The sequence below is a fragment of the Bacillus thuringiensis genome (assembly GCF_022095615.2).
Lineage (GTDB): Bacteria > Bacillota > Bacilli > Bacillales > Bacillaceae_G > Bacillus_A > Bacillus_A cereus_AG.
The window spans coordinates 227,018-242,622 of the sequence record NZ_CP155560.1 but is presented as its reverse complement, the minus strand read 5'-3'; the positions used below and the strand labels follow the sequence as shown (position 1 = coordinate 242,622).

The following is a 15,605-nucleotide window of genomic DNA, read 5'->3' as shown; positions in this document are numbered from 1 at the left end:
TCAACATTGAGTATATCATCTGATGTTTTACGGTGTAATTATTTATTTAATCGTTTCAATAGTAACTCTCTTAAACTGTCCGATAGTGCATCCACCTCAATAATTCTTTCTAGTGCTTCTTTATTGTATTTATTGTGGAATTTAACATGATTGACTTGTGAAATCGATACCCTTTTAGGATGCGATGCAACAAGTTGTAAACAATCACTTGCCGACACATTACCTTCTTGTAGCACTCGACATAGGAAACCGGTATATCCTGTTTGTTGCATTTCAAACGCTAGATTAGGAACGTCATATTTTTTAGCAAGCTTATAACATGGATTCCTTGGCTCGGAAACCTGTATGATTGCTTCTCCGAAGGCGAAGATATCCCAATATGAACCTTTTCTTCAGTCAAACCGTATACCGTGATATTTTCTCCAAAGAGTGAATCATCTATCATGTTATGGATTATATTGTTCCAATAGGCGTAACGATTATAAGAATACACACACAAAGCTTTATCTTTTCCGCCATGGTCTTTATAGGCTTGTTCATCTCCAATTAAACCTATTTTCGTTAAAAAAATCCTTCCCTGGACAGAACGCTTTCTTATCGCTGTTGAAATAACAGTTTTTCCATAGCTTAGATTTTCAACTTTGCCAATATTGATGGACTTTACTTGAAAAATAGTTTCTGGCATTATCTATCTCCCTTCATAATTCATAATATCATCTGATGTTTTTAGTTGTTATTTAAGGAGCTTATTTCAGCTCCAAATTTTGAATAGCGTATGTTTGTGCTTTTTCTGCATTTTGATTTGAAATAGCCTGGAACAATTTTTCATGAATAACAGAGTTGTCTTGATAGTCATTTGTATTTAATATTAATTGGGTTAGGATATGACGAAGAACGGGTACAAATGATTGATACAAATCCAACATAACCTGGTTCTTACTTGCTTTTGCAATAGATAGATGAAATTGAATATCTGCATCTATATATTCTAAATAATTTCCCTCGTTAAGAGCGTTCTTCCTCTTATTTAAATATCCTTTTAGGAGTAAAAGGTCTTCCTCATCGCGGCGTTTTGCAGCCAGCATAGCTACTTCTTTATCTAACATATTTCTTGCTTCATATACATGGTCTATATTGGCATTTTGTAACCGTTTTTCAAATGAATCTTGTACCATACTTAGTGATACAATACGAGTACCGTGTCCTTGCCGAACCTCTAGTATGCCGGCATGTACTAAGATTTTTATACTTTCTCGTAGCGTCGAACGTCCTACGCCTAGCTCTTCCATTAATTGTGGCTCTGTAGGAAGTCGATCGCCTACTGCGTACTCACCAGAAAAAATTTTTTCTTGTAGACATTCTAAGACCTCATCTACTAACTTCCTATGAGAAACTTTCGAAAAAGACTTTTTTGAGTTTGTATTCATCTGCTCATCTCCTGTTTTATTCGTTTTTATGATAACCAATTTAAGTTACTTTGACAATGTCATTTTTAAACAATTTAATCTTTCATTGATAATGACTTGATAATGATTCATCTCAAAAACCTCCGTTTTTGAGACTTCTTTATGCATTCTATTTGATATTGAAATAATGCTATGTTATCTGTCTCAAAACTTGTCTTAAAATCAAAATCTCATTATTCCTTTATTTTATGAGTTATGAGAAAATACAAAAGAATATGGAGGTGATAATTTGTTAATTGGCTACGCTCGTGTATCTACACATGATCAAAATTTGGATTTACAGAAAGATGCCCTTATACAAGCTGGATGCAAACGGATTTTTACTGATGTAGTAAGTGGTTCTACCTCATCTCGCTCTGGACTAGATGAAGCTCTTGATTACGTACGCGAGGGCGATACATTAGTAGTATGGAAATTAGATCGCTTAGGGCGTTCCCTCAAACACCTTATTGAAACCATCAATATATTAAATGCAGAAGGAATTGCCTTTCGAAGTCTTCAGGAAAATATGGATACTTCTACAAGTGGCGGGAAACTCATTTTTCACGTATTCGGAGCATTAGCTGAATTTGAGCGAGAAATGATTCAAGAACGTACACAAGCTGGATTGTCAGCCGCTCGTGCACGTGGTCGTCTGGGTGGAAGACCTAAAGTGATGGATACAACCCAGGTTTCTATGGCTAAATCTTTAATGAAGGATCCAAATTATTCTACTGAAGATATATGTAACACCTTAGGTGTTTCAAGAGCTACATTGTATCGATATCTGCAAAAAGCGAAATAACAAATATAAGGGGGATGACTTCTAATGTATGTGAGAGTAAGAGAACTTCTTACAGCAGAAGAACGAAAGCAATATATGCAAATCCCCTCTGATATAAGCGAATGGATATTAAATACATACTTTTCTTTCAGTCAGCATGATATCAAAATCATTAATCGCCATCGGAGGGACTATAATCGTCTAGGTTTTGCTATTCAATTAAGTGTTTTACGATATTCAGGATGGACCTTATCTGATGTAGGAGATATTCCGAATCTCGTTTTAGAATTTGTCGCTACACAAATTGGTGTAAATACATTAGATTGGGGACTCTACGCTCAACGAGACGCTACCCGATATGAACATGTAGAAGAGATTCGAAAAGAATACGGTTTTCGTAACTTTACAATTGCCGACTATCGAAAGTTATCTAAATTTCTTCAACCACATGCATTAAATAATGGAAATACAACATATCTCGTGGAAATAGCATTGCAAGAACTCCGTACTTGGAAGATTATACTTCCTTCGATGGCAATTATAGAACGAGCAATATGGGAAACACGTAAACGAGCAGAGAAAAGCATATTTAAGATACTAACATCATCTTTAACCTTTTCACAAAAGGAAAAACTAAGCGGATTGCTCCATTTTATGCCTAACTCTTCAAAAACTTATTTAGCTTGGTTAAAAGAAGTACCTGGTCAATTTTCACCAGAATCTTTTTTAAAGGTTGTTGAGCGCTTAGAGTATATAAAAGGACTACAGTTAAACATTAATACAAAAGGGATACATCCTAATCGATTACGACAACTATCTCGAATGGGGGCACGTTATGAAGCTTTCTCATTTCGAAGGTTTAAAGAGATAAAAAAGTATGCCATATTAGTGGCTTATCTATTCGATTTAACTCAGGATTTAATTGATCAAGCTTTTGAGATTCATGATAAACAAATGATGAATCTTCAATTAAAGGGAAGAAAGCAGCAAGAGGAGATCCATAAAAAAAACGGAAAAGCGCTAAATGAAAAAATTCTTCATTATGCAGACTTAGGAACTGCATTAATTAAAGCTAAAGAAGAAAATGTGAATCCTTTTGTGGTATTAGAAATAGTTATGCCCTGGGACAAATTTGTAGCTTCTGTAGAGGAAGCTAAACAACTGTCTCGACCTATAAATTATGATTATCTTGATTTATTAGAAAGCCGATACAATTACCTACGAAAATATACTCCTACATTACTTAGAGCCTTAGAATTTCAGTCTACAAATTATGCTAAGTCTGTATTAAACGCTTTAGACGTCATCCGTGAACTAAATGACTCAGGAAAACGTAAAGTATCACAAGGAGCCCCATTAGCTTTTGTTTCAAACAGATGGCAAAGACATATATACGACGAAGATGGAAACATTAATCGACATTTCTATGAATTAGCTGCATTTACCGAACTACGGAATTATGTACGTTCTGGAGATATTTCTATTGTGGGAAGCCGGCAGCATTAAGATTTTGATGAATACTTAGTACCATCTCAAGATTGGATTGATAGTAAAGAAATAGGGACACGCTTAGCAGTTGCTACACATGCCGATGAGTATATAGTGGAACGAACACAAACTCTATTAAAGCGAATTGAAACATTCTCTAAAAATGCTCACTCATTAGATGGAGTTGATATTGACAAGGGAAACCTACACCTCCAGCGTTTAGAGAAGGATACTCCAGAGGAAGCCAAACAAATAAGTGCAAAACTCTATCACATGTTACCACGGGTTAAACTTACAGACTTACTTCTAGAAGTAGCGAATTGGACAGGCTTCGAGCAACAATTTATTCACGCATCCACAAATAAACCACCTAAAGGGGAAGAAATCATTATATCTCTTGCTTCACTTATGGCTATGGGAACAAATATTGGACTTACGAAAATGGCAGAGGCTACACCAGATATCTCTTATCATCAGTTAGCTAATGCAAGTCAGTGGCGTATGTACGATGATGCATTGAATCGTGCACAAGCCATATTGGTTAATTTTCAACATCGGCTACCCTTGGCTTCTTACTGGGGTGACGGTACTACTTCATCATCGGACGGAATGCGAGTTCAAATTGGGGTATCTTCTTTGAGTGCCAGCTCGAATCCACACTATGGATCTGGTAAAGGAGCGACTATATATAGATTCGTAAGTGATCAATTTTCTTCCTTTTACACAAAAGTTATTAACACGAATGCAAGAGATGCTATACATGTGATTGATGGGTTACTTCATCATGAATCTGATTTAATGATTGAAGAGCATTATACGGATACAGCCGGCTATACTGACCAAGTATTTGGCTTAACTCACCTGTTAGGATTCCGTTTTGCACCCCGATTAAGGGACTTATCGAGTTCTAAATTGTATACAATTGGTTCACCTAAAGATTTTTCAAATATAGAAGGTCTTATACGGGGACAAGTGAATATGAAATTGATCTATGAAAATTATGATGACGTTTTACGTATAGCCCATTCAATTCGAGAAGGAAAAGTGTCCGGTGCACTAATTATGGGAAAGTTAGGTTCTTATACTCGCCATAATAAGGTAGCAAAGGCATTAAGAGAAATGGGTAGAATTGAAAAGACTATCTTTATTTTAGATTATCTTTCAGATAAAACGTTACGTAGAAAAGTTCAACGAGGATTAAACAAAGGGGAAGCAATGAATTCACTAGCAAGAGCAATATTTTTTGCGAAACACGGGGAATCCCGTGAACGTGCTCTCCAAGATCAGTTGCAACGAGCAAGTGTATTAAGTATTCTCATTAATGCCATCATTTTATGGAATACTGTATATTTAAGCAAAGCTGTAGAAATGTTAAGAAGTGCGCATGGTTTTAACGAAGAACTATTAAAACATATCTCACCACTAGGGTGGGAGCATATCAACTTTTTAGGTGAGTATCGATTTAATATGAAAGATACTACAACGTTAGAATCTCTTCGTCCTTTACAACAAGTCTAAAAATAAGAGCCGGATTTTTCTTAGAGTAGAAAATTCGGCTCATTTTTGTCGGAATTTGCTTAGCGTATATTTTCGTTAAAATGTGGGTGGGACGCCTGAGTGTATGTGTAAGTTTAAAACAAAATCCTTATTTAAAAACAAAAAGCCCCTAGAGTTAGGGCTCTAGGGCTTCTTGTTTTGGTATTCTCACATGGTTCTTCAAAAAGAATAGAACATAATGAAGATAACATGTGAATGTTTCATAAATGTATCGAAAAAGTGAACAAAATTGCGATTGCAGAAGAAGCAGAAATGAAGTTTCTAATACGTAAGTACGTGAAAGGTATTATTCCCAATAGTTAAAATGCGCAGGGGACACCTAATCATTATTTTATCGGAGGAAAAGAATATGTTATGAACTCGGTTGAATAAAAAAATGACAATTTTACTTTTAGAGTGAATTTGAACAAAAACCCTATTTGAGTAGAAAACATTAAAAAAGGACCCGATTAGGGGTGCGGGTCCTCTTAATGGAACAATAGAACTTTACGGGATTACCAAAAAGAGCACTAAATAAAGTGCTCTTTAAAGGAAAAGTGAGATATTGAAAAGTAAATTAGGGTTTTTGCTTCGAGATAATATATGAACATCTCATCATAATGTGACGATGATTCATAAAAGAGCAGCTAGCAAAAGCTAACTGCTCACCCAAGAAAAACAGAGGAAAGATAACCATGTGACTTTAGTATTTACGGAATATTGAGTTTTATTCAGGGGTAGATATATATTGTAAAAAAATCAAGGTTAAACCCAATAAAAAATAAGCATTGCAGTAAAAAAAGATAGAGTCGTCAAAAAAATAAAATTTGCTGCAATTTTCCATTGTTCACTTTTAATATTTGAAGAGGAAAAAATATATTTTCTAGCTCCAAAACCTAATAAACAACCTCCGCATACTAAAGTTAACAGTCCAATGAGAAATCGTGAAGTTGGAAAGCTAGTAGTAGGGTCCATAGCGGTTAAAATCAACATCTTAAATGATAGATGGAGAACGAGTGTTAGAACAAAAAAGTAGCTAATAGCTAGTACCCATTTATTCATACTTTTCATAAAAGCCACCTCATTACTTTGGGGTTAATAAAGTGATTTTTTTCTAATTGACTATATTGCATGTTTTTTTGTTAAACTTATTTCTGCAATTGTAGCATGCGCATGTATAGTACCTGCTATCAATGGCATCTTTAGTAAAATTTAAGAATATGTAGGCTAAAGCATCCATAGAGGTGCTTTTTTATTTTTTAGCATAATATCATATAGGAGTAGAAGCTATACATATGATAAAAAAAGCAATTCCGGTAGTAAATTCTGATTCTTCCTTGAAATGTATTCTATATTTACACCAGAACCAGATAAAATAAAGATGGTTAAGTTGGAGGAAGGAACCTTATGGTGTCTTTTTAGTGATTTTATTTATATAATCTAATTATATAAATAAAAGGATTATAGAAGGGTAAGTGAATACTATAATTAATTTTAAACCATTTAATTCAACAATAAATGACATAGCAATCAAACTTGCTATGGTACTGTTTATACCGTTATTCTTAGCGTTGCTTGTCAAAGTCATACTTATGAGATTTATGAGAGAATCGATTGCTGGCAGACTAGCATATCTGTCTTGTCTATTTTTTATGTACTATGTGTTTAAACTTGTTACAGAATAGAAAGGCATCTTGGGATGTATTTTCTTTATAAAAAAAGTAACGTAGTATTTAACCTATACGTTCACACAAGAGTACATGTATTTAGTTCTCTAAATCTATAAAATTTTAGTTTGGATTTTCTTGTTTAAATAGTACCTACTTTCATGTCTTTGTACAGTTGTAAAAAGACATGAAAGTGGGTACTTCTTAATATGAAGACACCAAAGTGGAGATTTCCTGAATGGAAATGAAATATCCTGAGGTATATCCGAGATATGTGTAAAAATAGGTGACAGATTTACTATTATTTCTAATATAATTAAAATCGGATTACTGTTTTTTGATGAACCCATTCATTCGTCTAAGAAGTACGACAACGATCCGTATATTGACCCACCATATCTATAAAAAATAGAATTTCGTAATCTTTTTTGCTTTTATGAATTCAAAATACTCTATTTTGATGAAGTAAGTGATTTTTTGTTATTTTTTAATGGGCGACGACTAATGTGAAATCGTCACCCATTTTGTTCTCATATAAAACTTTCAAGAAATAAATTTAGCAAACCATGCTATATAATATGCACCTGGAACTAATATAATCTGAGCAACTAATGTACCTAAAAATCTCGAAATTAATATCATAAATGTAAAATTCTTTAATTCCCAATAATTATGATTGTCTTGTACAACTTTATCAGTTAAAAAAGACAATTTAGGATCAATAAGCAGTGTTAATAGAATCGTAGCTATTCCAGTAATAATATTGGATGAAGACATCGCTGCTCTATCATAATCCGGAATTAGTAGGGTTGCATACAATGCGGACATAACACCTACTGTAAATACGGCAGAAACAATTGTATTAATAACAAATAATTTAACTGATACATTTTTAAAATTTACCCCTTCAAGATTATTTTTATTGATTAAAACAAAATAGCTTTTCATTCTTTTCAAATTAGTTCTATTTATTAATTTGAACATGTTTATAAACGAACCATCTTTTGATAAAGGTACTAGCGCTTTAGAAAAAACTTTCATAAAAAATGGTACTAATAATCCTCCAAGTATTACCCCCATAGTAGAACCCAATAATAAAAATCTAAATTGTTTAATTAATAATTCTAATCCACCATTTTTTGCTGCACTATCTACCAAAGAAGCAGTAAATGGTTGTTGAAACATATTAGAAAATCGGGCAATTAAAGACATGATATTATATATAGCAAAAGCCGATGCAACTAAAGCTAATTTAGCCCCAACAAGTCGAACTCCATATCCTAAAACTTCTATAGAAGTCATAAGCATTAAAAATAAAAAGATACAAATTACTTTAAATGTAATAAATTCCATAATCATACCCCTTAAGTTTCTGTAAATGTAGAATTTAATAATTCTATTAAAAATATTCAATATTTTCATTATAATATAAATCAATTTCTATTTTATATTCAAAAACTATATTTCTTTAATTTGAATGGTGGCAGCCTCTTCTAATAGAATTACCCCCTTGGTTTAACAAATATTTTTTTGTAAATAATATATTTGTTAAACCGTTAATTAAGGGGAACTAGTATGCCACAGGATCGAAAAGAAGAAGTTCAAAACGATACATATGAAGGAAAAGAGAGTATGCTTGATAATCCAAAATATCTACCGAGTCATGTGCAAATGGAGCTGCCTCCCGAACTTTCTATAAATAATGTCCGTAAAGGAGAAGTAGTCGTTCTGCGCTGTAACATGCCTGATGAAGGCATGTTACCAGAAACAGCGTATCAAAATAGATCAGATTACAGTGGTTCGTCAGCTCAAATAATAATTTTCGGATAATTCAGGTGATGAGGCCGGCATGGGCCTCTAGAAGTTTAGTTCTTGCATCATCATTTTTACAGTATAGGTTTGGATCGAAGCCGACTTTCTGACAAGTCTCACGGATCAACTGTTCCAATCGGCGGTAAATGACCACAGGGTGCTCGTGCAGCTCTTCGATTCGAATTCCATCCCGTCCGCAGCTTCAATCCAGCTCTGGGGTCATCACCGACTCGTAATTTGAAAAGGTTTTATAAGATTAAAATCCTGTACATTATTTCTTTGATCTTCCTTTTGAAAACTTGATGTATTCATATACAAGCATTTGCCTAGTCTAAAATTAATTCCATTTGTATTCGCCTATGCAGTATCAACAATAACCTCTAATCCTATTTTTCTTTATCTTTTGTTTTTAATTAAGGCGTTAATCTTGGTATATCTCATGTTTTAAGTGGAAATTAAATATTATTGTACTAATTATAATTTTATTGAAAGCCATTGTTTAAATTGTTGTAAATGAATCTTCCATTTCTCATGTTTTACTTGCTCTATTTTATTTAGTAAAAGAGAAGATTCGTGTAATGCGGTATTACCTTTTAGAGTGCTTTGTAAACCTGATAGTAAAGCATTAATAGATAAAATAACAATGGTAAAGAAAATAACAGGTCCCATCGCTAGCCAAGGATAATTTATTAGCTTTTGACTTGTGTCATTTATTAATAAAAGGCTGCCTCCAACATCTAAGGAAATTGTTTCGAATAATGCTAAATGCATCATTAATATCATTATTTGCAATATTTGTTGTTGGAACCAAATAAATAATTTAGGAAGTAAATAGGGTTTAATATGAACTTTATATATGTGATAAATATGTCCACCAAGTAGTTTGGATGTTAAAACGTATTCACGTTGTAGAAGTAATCTAACTTCATTGCTAATGAGTTGTGTTAAATTTGGTATGCCAATAAGAGTAAGAACTACAATTGTATAACATATCCATTTAGTTTCATGGATATTATTCATACCTGAAATTGTAGGACGAATTAGTAAAATTGCTAACAATACAGTAGGTATAAACTGGAAAACGTCAAACACCCAATTAATATATTTTGTCCAAGTATAAAAATATGCATGTAATACTCCAAATAAAAGTGAAAAAGTAAGTCGAAAAATACAGATGATTAAAGCAAAAAAAATTGGTGTTTTTGCAAAAATAAGAACTTGCTGTAAAACATCAACTCCATATTCCCCAGTACCTAATGGATGTGTTAAAGAAGGGGAGGTTGGTTTAGATTGAATATTAAAATCTTTAGAAGTAAATTCAATAAAATATTCAAAAACATAGCTAGCGATAATAATGCTGAATAGAATTAAAAATCCTATTAAGAATTGTTTGTTTTTATATAATCTTCTTATCATATAAATGCCTTCTTTCTTCTATAATCAATTTTATGATTTCAAATAAAAAATAAAACGGAATCATCAAAAGAAGAATACCAATGGAGATAATTTCAGGATTTTGATGGCTAATTAAAAATCTAAATAATCCAAAAGAATTAAATAAAAATTCAAGAATAATTGAATTGGAAACTATTAATAACATGATAGATTTTGCATTATAAAAAATTGAAATTAAAGCATTACGCAAAACATGGTGTTTTAGTATATAAAAATGTTTCAATCCTTTGGCGATTGCAAGATCTATATAACTATTTGACATTTCATTTTTATAGTTAAGTAAATTTATCTTATAAAGATAAACCGTTGGCAAAATTGAAAGAGTTGCAATAGGTAAAAAGTATGTTTTATTAGTTATTGTAGAAAAGGGGATAGTAATAAGCCAATTCGTATTTTTATATATTGAAATAATGATTAATTGTACAGATATTATTAAAAATAAGTCAGGTATAGCTTCTATGGTGCTCAAACTTTTTGAAATTATAGATTGGATTCTTTTTGGTAAATAGAATGTGAAATTCGCTAAAAATATTGATAAAAATACAGCAATAAAAAAAGCTGAAATTATAATAGTTAAGGTATAAAAATATGACTCTAGTAAATTGGGTAGTAATAAGCGTTTAATTCCATAAATTTCATATGTTAAATGAAATGGGTCTAGTAGGGAATGAATCACTTTTTTTATATAATCAATATATCCTAACCAATTTAATTCTAATATAATTAATTCCCCTTTGTTTTGAGATGTATTCAAAAACAATTTTGGTAGACAGCAAATAAAAACAATTCCTAAAGCAGTTAAAATAATTTGTAGAAAAATTAATATAATCTTTTTTGTAAAGTACATAAAATATATCTCCTTAAAATGATTTGTTTTCATTGTTTTCAACTACTACTATCAAATGTCCTTTTTAATGAGAAAAATAATGATTTAATTTTCGTTTATTATAAAACGCTATCAGTGATATATTCTGAACATTTGAATATTCTTAAAATTTTTTATATTGGTGTTGACATTCGGAAAATAGTAATTTATTGTAATTAATGTAATAAAAAAACTTTAAGTGAGGGATACAGATGAACAAATTTATACGTGAACTAAAAACAGAAGAACTAACAGAGCATGTTGGAGGAATTGATCCTAAAAATGAAACAGTAATCCATGATGGCGGAGGAGTAGGACCTAATTGTAAGGTGTTATTTGTAGGATGTCGAGCTAAGGATTGGGGATTATGTCAATTATGGTATGATTTTTGTAGATCTTAATTTATATATTTAGCAAGTAAAAAAGGAGGAATACAGATGAACAAATTTATACGTGAACTAAAAACAGAAGAGCTAACAAAGCATGTTGGAGGAATTGATCCTACAAATGAAACAGTAATCCATGATGGCGGAGGAGCAGGACCCAATTGTAAGATGTTATTACTGGGATGTCAAATGAAGTATATATCTCAATGTAATTTATGGACGCAGTTTTGTAGATCTTAATTTATGTATTTAGCAAGTTAACAAAGGAGTAATACAAGTGAACAAATTTATACGTGAACTAAAAACAGAAGAGCTAACAAAGCATGTTGGAGGAATTGATCCTACAAATGAAACAGTAATCCATGATGGTGGAGGAGCAGGACCCAATTGTAGAAGGTTATCTACTTCATGTATGATGAATAATTTCAAATCGTGCACCCTATTTAACCAATTTTGTTAATACATTTAAAAATCAATTGTTTTTAGGAGGAATACAGGTGAACAAATTTATACGTGAACTAAAAACAGAAGAGCTAACAAAGCATGTTGGAGGAATTGATCCTACAAATGAAACAGTAATCCACGATGGCGGAGGAGCGGGTCCAAATTGTAGAAGGTTAGCTCAGTCATGTATTTTGAAAAATTTCAAATCATGTGGCCTGTTCGATCAGTTTTGTTAATGTATTTTTAAAAATAAATATTTTCAGGAGGATTTTAAATGAATAAGTTTATACGTGAATTAAAAGCAGAAGAATTAACAAAACATGTTGGAGGAGTTGATTCTAAAAATGAAACAGTAATCCATGATGGTGGAGGAGCGGGACCGAATTGTAAAAGTTTGCTGAATCAATGTATATTAAAAAATTTCAAAGCGTGTGGCTTGTTTGATCAATATTGCTATCGAGAGTGGTTATAAGGTATACGGATGAATTAATATAGTTTTATTGTAGTATATATAGTACCCTTAAAAGGTAAAATATCATAGTAGATTCTAGAAAACTTAATTTTCATTTATATATATATAATGATTTAATTTCTCTATAAACATTCTTGTAACCGATTTCAAAATTCTATTCAAAGAAGAAGGATTTTGAAATCGGCTTTTATAAAATATGAAAATATAAAATTACTAAAATATAATATTACATAAAGGTGATAATGAAATGAAATACGTACATACAAAACAACAAGAAGAATATGATTGTGGAATTGCTTGTGTAGCATCTATTTTTAAATATTATCATTTGCATCATGGTATTAATTATCTTAGGGATCAAGTTACTTATAAAAATGGATATGATTTAAAAGATTTGTTAGCGTTATTTAGTCAAGTTAATAATTTTTCTTGTAAAGCTGTTGAGATAAATAAAGAAGATATTGAAGAGGCACTAAAGCATATTGAAGGACCTTGTATAGCTTTAATAAATAAACAGGTCAATGAATCTTATGAAGGTCACTATATAATTATTTATAAACGGAAGAAAAATAAATTGGTAATAAGTGACCCGGGTAACGATAAAATATCTACAATTACTATTGATGAATTTAAAAAACATACTACAGGCATATTTCTTCTAATTGAATCTAAAAATAGTAATTCTGATAAAAAAACAAGTTATCATCAGAAATTTTTCAGGGAATTGATTAAAAATAATAAATTAAGTATCTCATTTGTCTTATGTTTATCTATTTTGTTTGTTTTATTTTCAATTAGTAACTCATTCTTCTTTAAACTCGTAATAGATGAGATTATTCCTCACAATTATGATTACCTATTGTTAGAATTTACTTTGATTTTTTTAGGAATCAATTTTTTAAGTAATGCATTTGATTATTTAAGAACTTACATAATTAATAAGGCTGCAATAAAATTAGATCAATCTATATCAAAAGAATTTTTCAGGAAAATATTAAAATTACCTATTAATTTTTTTGAAAATAGGGATGATGGTGACATTATATCAAGATTTAATGATATTTATTATATTAGAAATTTAGTAAATGTAGCTTTTGTTTCAGTAATATTAAATACTGTAATTTTTTTGGGAATAGGATTCGTCCTTTATAACATTAATGTTTTACTTTTTTTCACTGTTCTTATTTTGACGTTGATTTTGATAGCATTTACTTTTATGTATTATGATATTATCCAAAAAAGAAATAAAGATTCTATGAGTAAAAATGCTGATACACAATCTTTTTTAATACAATTTATAAAAAATATGACTAATATTTATTCTTTAAATAAGAAAGAATATTTTTCCTCTGCATTTAACAAAATATTCAATAGGGAACTTAATGCGGCGTTAAAAGAAGCAGTTACAATAACAAATAATAATGGACTAAAAAAACTTGTTCAGACTTCATTTTCTATCATATTATTATATGTTGGTGCTAAACAGATTATGGCGGATACTATATCATTAGGGGATTTACTTTTTATAAACTCTTTAACTATGTTTATGCTAAGCTCTCTAACAGGATTAATTGAATTGCAAGGAGAAATCCAAAAATCACTTGTCGCTAAGGATAGATTGACTGATTTAATGAATTATCCAGTAATTCAAAATAAGCCTCAGACAGATATTACAAGGATTAAAGACATTTCTATAGACAATTTAAACTTTAATATTAATGATCACTGTATTATTAAAAATGTTAATATGAATATTTCTAATAACGAAAAAGTTATTTTAATTGGTGAAAGTGGTTCAGGAAAAACTACGTTTTCTAAATTATTAAACAAACTCTATCAAACTAACGCCTCACAAATATATATTAATGGTGTTGATATTAATGAAATTAATGATAATAGTTTAAGAAAGGAACTTATTTATTTAAATGAAAATCCATTTCTCTTCAAAAATACAATTAAAGAAAATATATGTATGGGAGAATATTTTACTGAAGATGAAATTATAAAGGCTTGTCAAATTGCACAAATTTATGATGTAATCACTTCACTCCCTAAAGGTTTTAATTTCGTAATAAATGATAGTAATTCCAATTTATCTACGGGACAAAAACAGCGATTATGCCTTGCTAGAGCAATTCTTCACAAACCAAGTGTTTTAATTTTAGATGAATCACTTAGTAATGTAGATCCTGATAATTTCGTGAAAATTTATGATGCTTTATTAGGTTTAAATTCGATAATAATTTTTATTACACATAATCCTGAGTATATAACAAAATATGATAAGAAATTTATTTTTAGAGAAAAATCCATCTTCGAAATGCAAAGAGAATTAGAGAAACAATTAAATTAGAGGTGAATAAAATGTCAAAAAAAATCCTGTTTTCCAGTTTAGTTATTCTAATAAGTATAGGTTCTCTCTTTTTTATTTTCACTTCAAAAGACTTAGATAAACCTAATTATACTAATATCGATATGAAGGAATATAAAGGTAAAATAAACACAAAAGATAATTTTTATATTTACGTTTACAAAACTAGCTGTACAGCATGCCAAACTACTAAGCCATCATTAAATGAAGTGATTAAAGAAGATAAGAAAAAGGTATTTGCTATAAATATGGAGTCAGAAGAAAATATGGATATTGAATTTTTGAAAAAAAATAACATTCAAAAAACACCCACGCTACTAAAATATAAAAATGGGGAAGAAATGAACCGGGTAGAAGGGATCCAATCTAAATCTGAATTAAAGTCATTTTTGGCAGAATAAAATTAATTTGATTTTTTAAAGGAGTATATATATGATATATTTTTCTTTTCTTGTTTCACTAGTAGCTACGATAGGGAGTTTATATTTTAGTGAAGTAAAGGGTTATGTTCCCTGTAGTCTATGTTGGTATCAAAGAATTTTTATGTACCCAATTCCTTTGTTAATTTTTATTTCAATACTAATTAATGATAAAAATATAAAATATTATCTTCGTTATTTTTCATTGATAGGTATAATTATTTCTTCTTACCATAATTTCATTCAATTTACTCAACATAAAAGTAGCTTTTGTGGTGTTACAAGTAGCTGTCTAACAATCTATGAAAAATGGGGAGGTTTTATAACAATTCCGCTTATGTCTTTAACAGCATTTATAATAATATTTGCTTTATCATTTTTTATAAACGAGAAGGTTCTGTTACAAAGTTCGAAAAAATCATAAACTGATTGATAAATGAGAAACAATGTTTGGGATGTAT

15 protein-coding genes and 3 pseudogenes are annotated in these 15,605 nt (G+C 30.6%); 12 read left to right on the top strand and 6 right to left on the bottom strand.

Translation table 11 applies throughout. The features are described 5' to 3' along the window. Window positions 1–38: 38 nt before the first annotated feature. Together KZZ19_RS28030 and KZZ19_RS28025 are read right to left on the bottom strand one after the other, a co-directional pair. A pseudogene (locus tag KZZ19_RS28030) lies at window positions 39–685 on the bottom strand (MOSC domain-containing protein). Window positions 686–746: 61 nt separating this feature from the next. Continuing rightward, the gene (locus KZZ19_RS28025; protein ID WP_098508737.1) at window positions 747–1,427 is read right to left on the bottom strand and encodes a FadR/GntR family transcriptional regulator; all 681 of its coding nucleotides are present in this window, start codon (window positions 1,425–1,427) and stop codon (window positions 747–749) included. 268 nt (window positions 1,428–1,695) lie between these two features. Here KZZ19_RS28025 and KZZ19_RS28020 point away from each other — a divergent pair, with 268 nt between their 5' ends. Both KZZ19_RS28020 and KZZ19_RS28015 read left to right on the top strand, forming a co-directional pair. Continuing rightward, window positions 1,696–2,250 (top strand): recombinase family protein, encoded by a 555-nt coding sequence (locus KZZ19_RS28020; protein ID WP_098508735.1) that lies wholly within the window; start codon window positions 1,696–1,698, stop codon window positions 2,248–2,250. 24 nt (window positions 2,251–2,274) lie between these two features. After that, a pseudogene (locus tag KZZ19_RS28015) lies at window positions 2,275–5,235 on the top strand (Tn3 family transposase). 783 nt (window positions 5,236–6,018) lie between these two features. Here KZZ19_RS28015 and KZZ19_RS28010 read toward each other — a convergent pair. Beyond that, window positions 6,019–6,324, bottom strand: coding sequence for a hypothetical protein (locus KZZ19_RS28010; RefSeq protein WP_237982239.1), 306 nt, complete (start codon window positions 6,322–6,324; stop codon window positions 6,019–6,021). Between the two features lie 404 nt (window positions 6,325–6,728). Between KZZ19_RS28010 and KZZ19_RS28005 the strand changes: the two genes are divergently transcribed. Continuing rightward, window positions 6,729–6,938, top strand: a complete 210-nt coding sequence (locus KZZ19_RS28005; protein ID WP_226545872.1) for a hypothetical protein — start codon at window positions 6,729–6,731, stop codon at window positions 6,936–6,938. Window positions 6,939–7,463: 525 nt separating this feature from the next. On the opposite strand, the gene KZZ19_RS28000 is transcribed toward KZZ19_RS28005, so the two are convergent. Beyond that, entirely contained in the window at window positions 7,464–8,273 is an 810-nt protein-coding gene (locus tag KZZ19_RS28000) for a lipid II flippase family protein (RefSeq protein WP_226545873.1), read from the bottom strand. Window positions 8,274–8,495: 222 nt separating this feature from the next. Between KZZ19_RS28000 and KZZ19_RS27995 the strand changes: the two are divergent. Further along, window positions 8,496–8,699, top strand: a pseudogene (locus KZZ19_RS27995) (glutamate decarboxylase); the annotation flags it as partial. Between the two features lie 507 nt (window positions 8,700–9,206). Here the strand turns inward: KZZ19_RS27995 and KZZ19_RS27990 are convergent. Beyond that, window positions 9,207–10,148, bottom strand: coding sequence for an ABC transporter permease (locus KZZ19_RS27990; RefSeq protein ID WP_237982240.1), 942 nt, complete (start codon window positions 10,146–10,148; stop codon window positions 9,207–9,209). Further along, complete coding sequence (locus KZZ19_RS27985) at window positions 10,129–11,034, bottom strand: ABC transporter permease subunit (protein ID WP_226545875.1); 906 nt, start codon at window positions 11,032–11,034, stop codon at window positions 10,129–10,131. The genes KZZ19_RS27990 and KZZ19_RS27985 overlap by 20 nt, the downstream gene beginning before the upstream one ends. Before the next feature lie 230 nt (window positions 11,035–11,264). On the opposite strand from KZZ19_RS27985, the gene KZZ19_RS27980 reads away from it, so the two are divergent. The 8 genes from KZZ19_RS27980 to KZZ19_RS27945 all read left to right on the top strand — a co-directional run bounded on the left by KZZ19_RS27980 (window position 11,265) and on the right by KZZ19_RS27945 (window position 15,568). Further along, window positions 11,265–11,453 (top strand): hypothetical protein, encoded by a 189-nt coding sequence (locus KZZ19_RS27980; protein WP_226545876.1) that lies wholly within the window; start codon window positions 11,265–11,267, stop codon window positions 11,451–11,453. Between the two features lie 36 nt (window positions 11,454–11,489). Continuing rightward, on the top strand, window positions 11,490–11,678 hold the full coding sequence (locus KZZ19_RS27975) for a hypothetical protein (RefSeq protein ID WP_173602305.1): 189 nt from the start codon (window positions 11,490–11,492) through the stop codon (window positions 11,676–11,678). A 37-nt stretch (window positions 11,679–11,715) separates the two neighbouring features. Continuing rightward, window positions 11,716–11,898, top strand: coding sequence for a hypothetical protein (locus KZZ19_RS27970; protein WP_226545877.1), 183 nt, complete (start codon window positions 11,716–11,718; stop codon window positions 11,896–11,898). Between the two features lie 37 nt (window positions 11,899–11,935). Beyond that, window positions 11,936–12,118: a hypothetical protein gene (locus KZZ19_RS27965; RefSeq protein ID WP_173602304.1), complete on the top strand. Its 183-nt coding sequence runs from the start codon at window positions 11,936–11,938 to the stop codon at window positions 12,116–12,118. 38 nt (window positions 12,119–12,156) lie between these two features. Further along, the gene (locus KZZ19_RS27960; protein WP_001031852.1) at window positions 12,157–12,354 is read left to right on the top strand and encodes a hypothetical protein; all 198 of its coding nucleotides are present in this window, start codon (window positions 12,157–12,159) and stop codon (window positions 12,352–12,354) included. A 247-nt stretch (window positions 12,355–12,601) separates the two neighbouring features. Further along, the gene (locus KZZ19_RS27955; RefSeq protein ID WP_226545878.1) at window positions 12,602–14,707 is read left to right on the top strand and encodes a peptidase domain-containing ABC transporter; all 2,106 of its coding nucleotides are present in this window, start codon (window positions 12,602–12,604) and stop codon (window positions 14,705–14,707) included. 11 nt (window positions 14,708–14,718) lie between these two features. Beyond that, window positions 14,719–15,126: a thioredoxin family protein gene (locus tag KZZ19_RS27950; RefSeq protein WP_226545879.1), complete on the top strand. Its 408-nt coding sequence runs from the start codon at window positions 14,719–14,721 to the stop codon at window positions 15,124–15,126. Window positions 15,127–15,157: 31 nt separating this feature from the next. After that, entirely contained in the window at window positions 15,158–15,568 is a 411-nt protein-coding gene (locus tag KZZ19_RS27945) for a disulfide bond formation protein B (protein WP_226545880.1), read from the top strand. Window positions 15,569–15,605: the final 37 nt, after the last annotated feature.

Coding starts and splice junctions, on each gene's coding strand:
- KZZ19_RS28025 (WP_098508737.1), bottom strand. CDS start 1,427: ATGAATACAAACTCAAAAAAGTCTTTTTCGAAAGTTTCTCATAGGAAG.
- KZZ19_RS27985 (WP_226545875.1), bottom strand. CDS start 11,034: ATGTACTTTACAAAAAAGATTATATTAATTTTTCTACAAATTATTTTA.
- KZZ19_RS27955 (WP_226545878.1), top strand. CDS start 12,602: ATGAAATACGTACATACAAAACAACAAGAAGAATATGATTGTGGAATT.
- KZZ19_RS27945 (WP_226545880.1), top strand. CDS start 15,158: ATGATATATTTTTCTTTTCTTGTTTCACTAGTAGCTACGATAGGGAGT.
- KZZ19_RS27990 (WP_237982240.1), bottom strand. CDS start 10,148: ATGATAAGAAGATTATATAAAAACAAACAATTCTTAATAGGATTTTTA.
- KZZ19_RS27975 (WP_173602305.1), top strand. CDS start 11,490: ATGAACAAATTTATACGTGAACTAAAAACAGAAGAGCTAACAAAGCAT.
- KZZ19_RS27960 (WP_001031852.1), top strand. CDS start 12,157: ATGAATAAGTTTATACGTGAATTAAAAGCAGAAGAATTAACAAAACAT.
- KZZ19_RS28000 (WP_226545873.1), bottom strand. CDS start 8,273: ATGGAATTTATTACATTTAAAGTAATTTGTATCTTTTTATTTTTAATG.
- KZZ19_RS28010 (WP_237982239.1), bottom strand. CDS start 6,324: ATGAAAAGTATGAATAAATGGGTACTAGCTATTAGCTACTTTTTTGTT.
- KZZ19_RS27980 (WP_226545876.1), top strand. CDS start 11,265: ATGAACAAATTTATACGTGAACTAAAAACAGAAGAACTAACAGAGCAT.
- KZZ19_RS27950 (WP_226545879.1), top strand. CDS start 14,719: ATGTCAAAAAAAATCCTGTTTTCCAGTTTAGTTATTCTAATAAGTATA.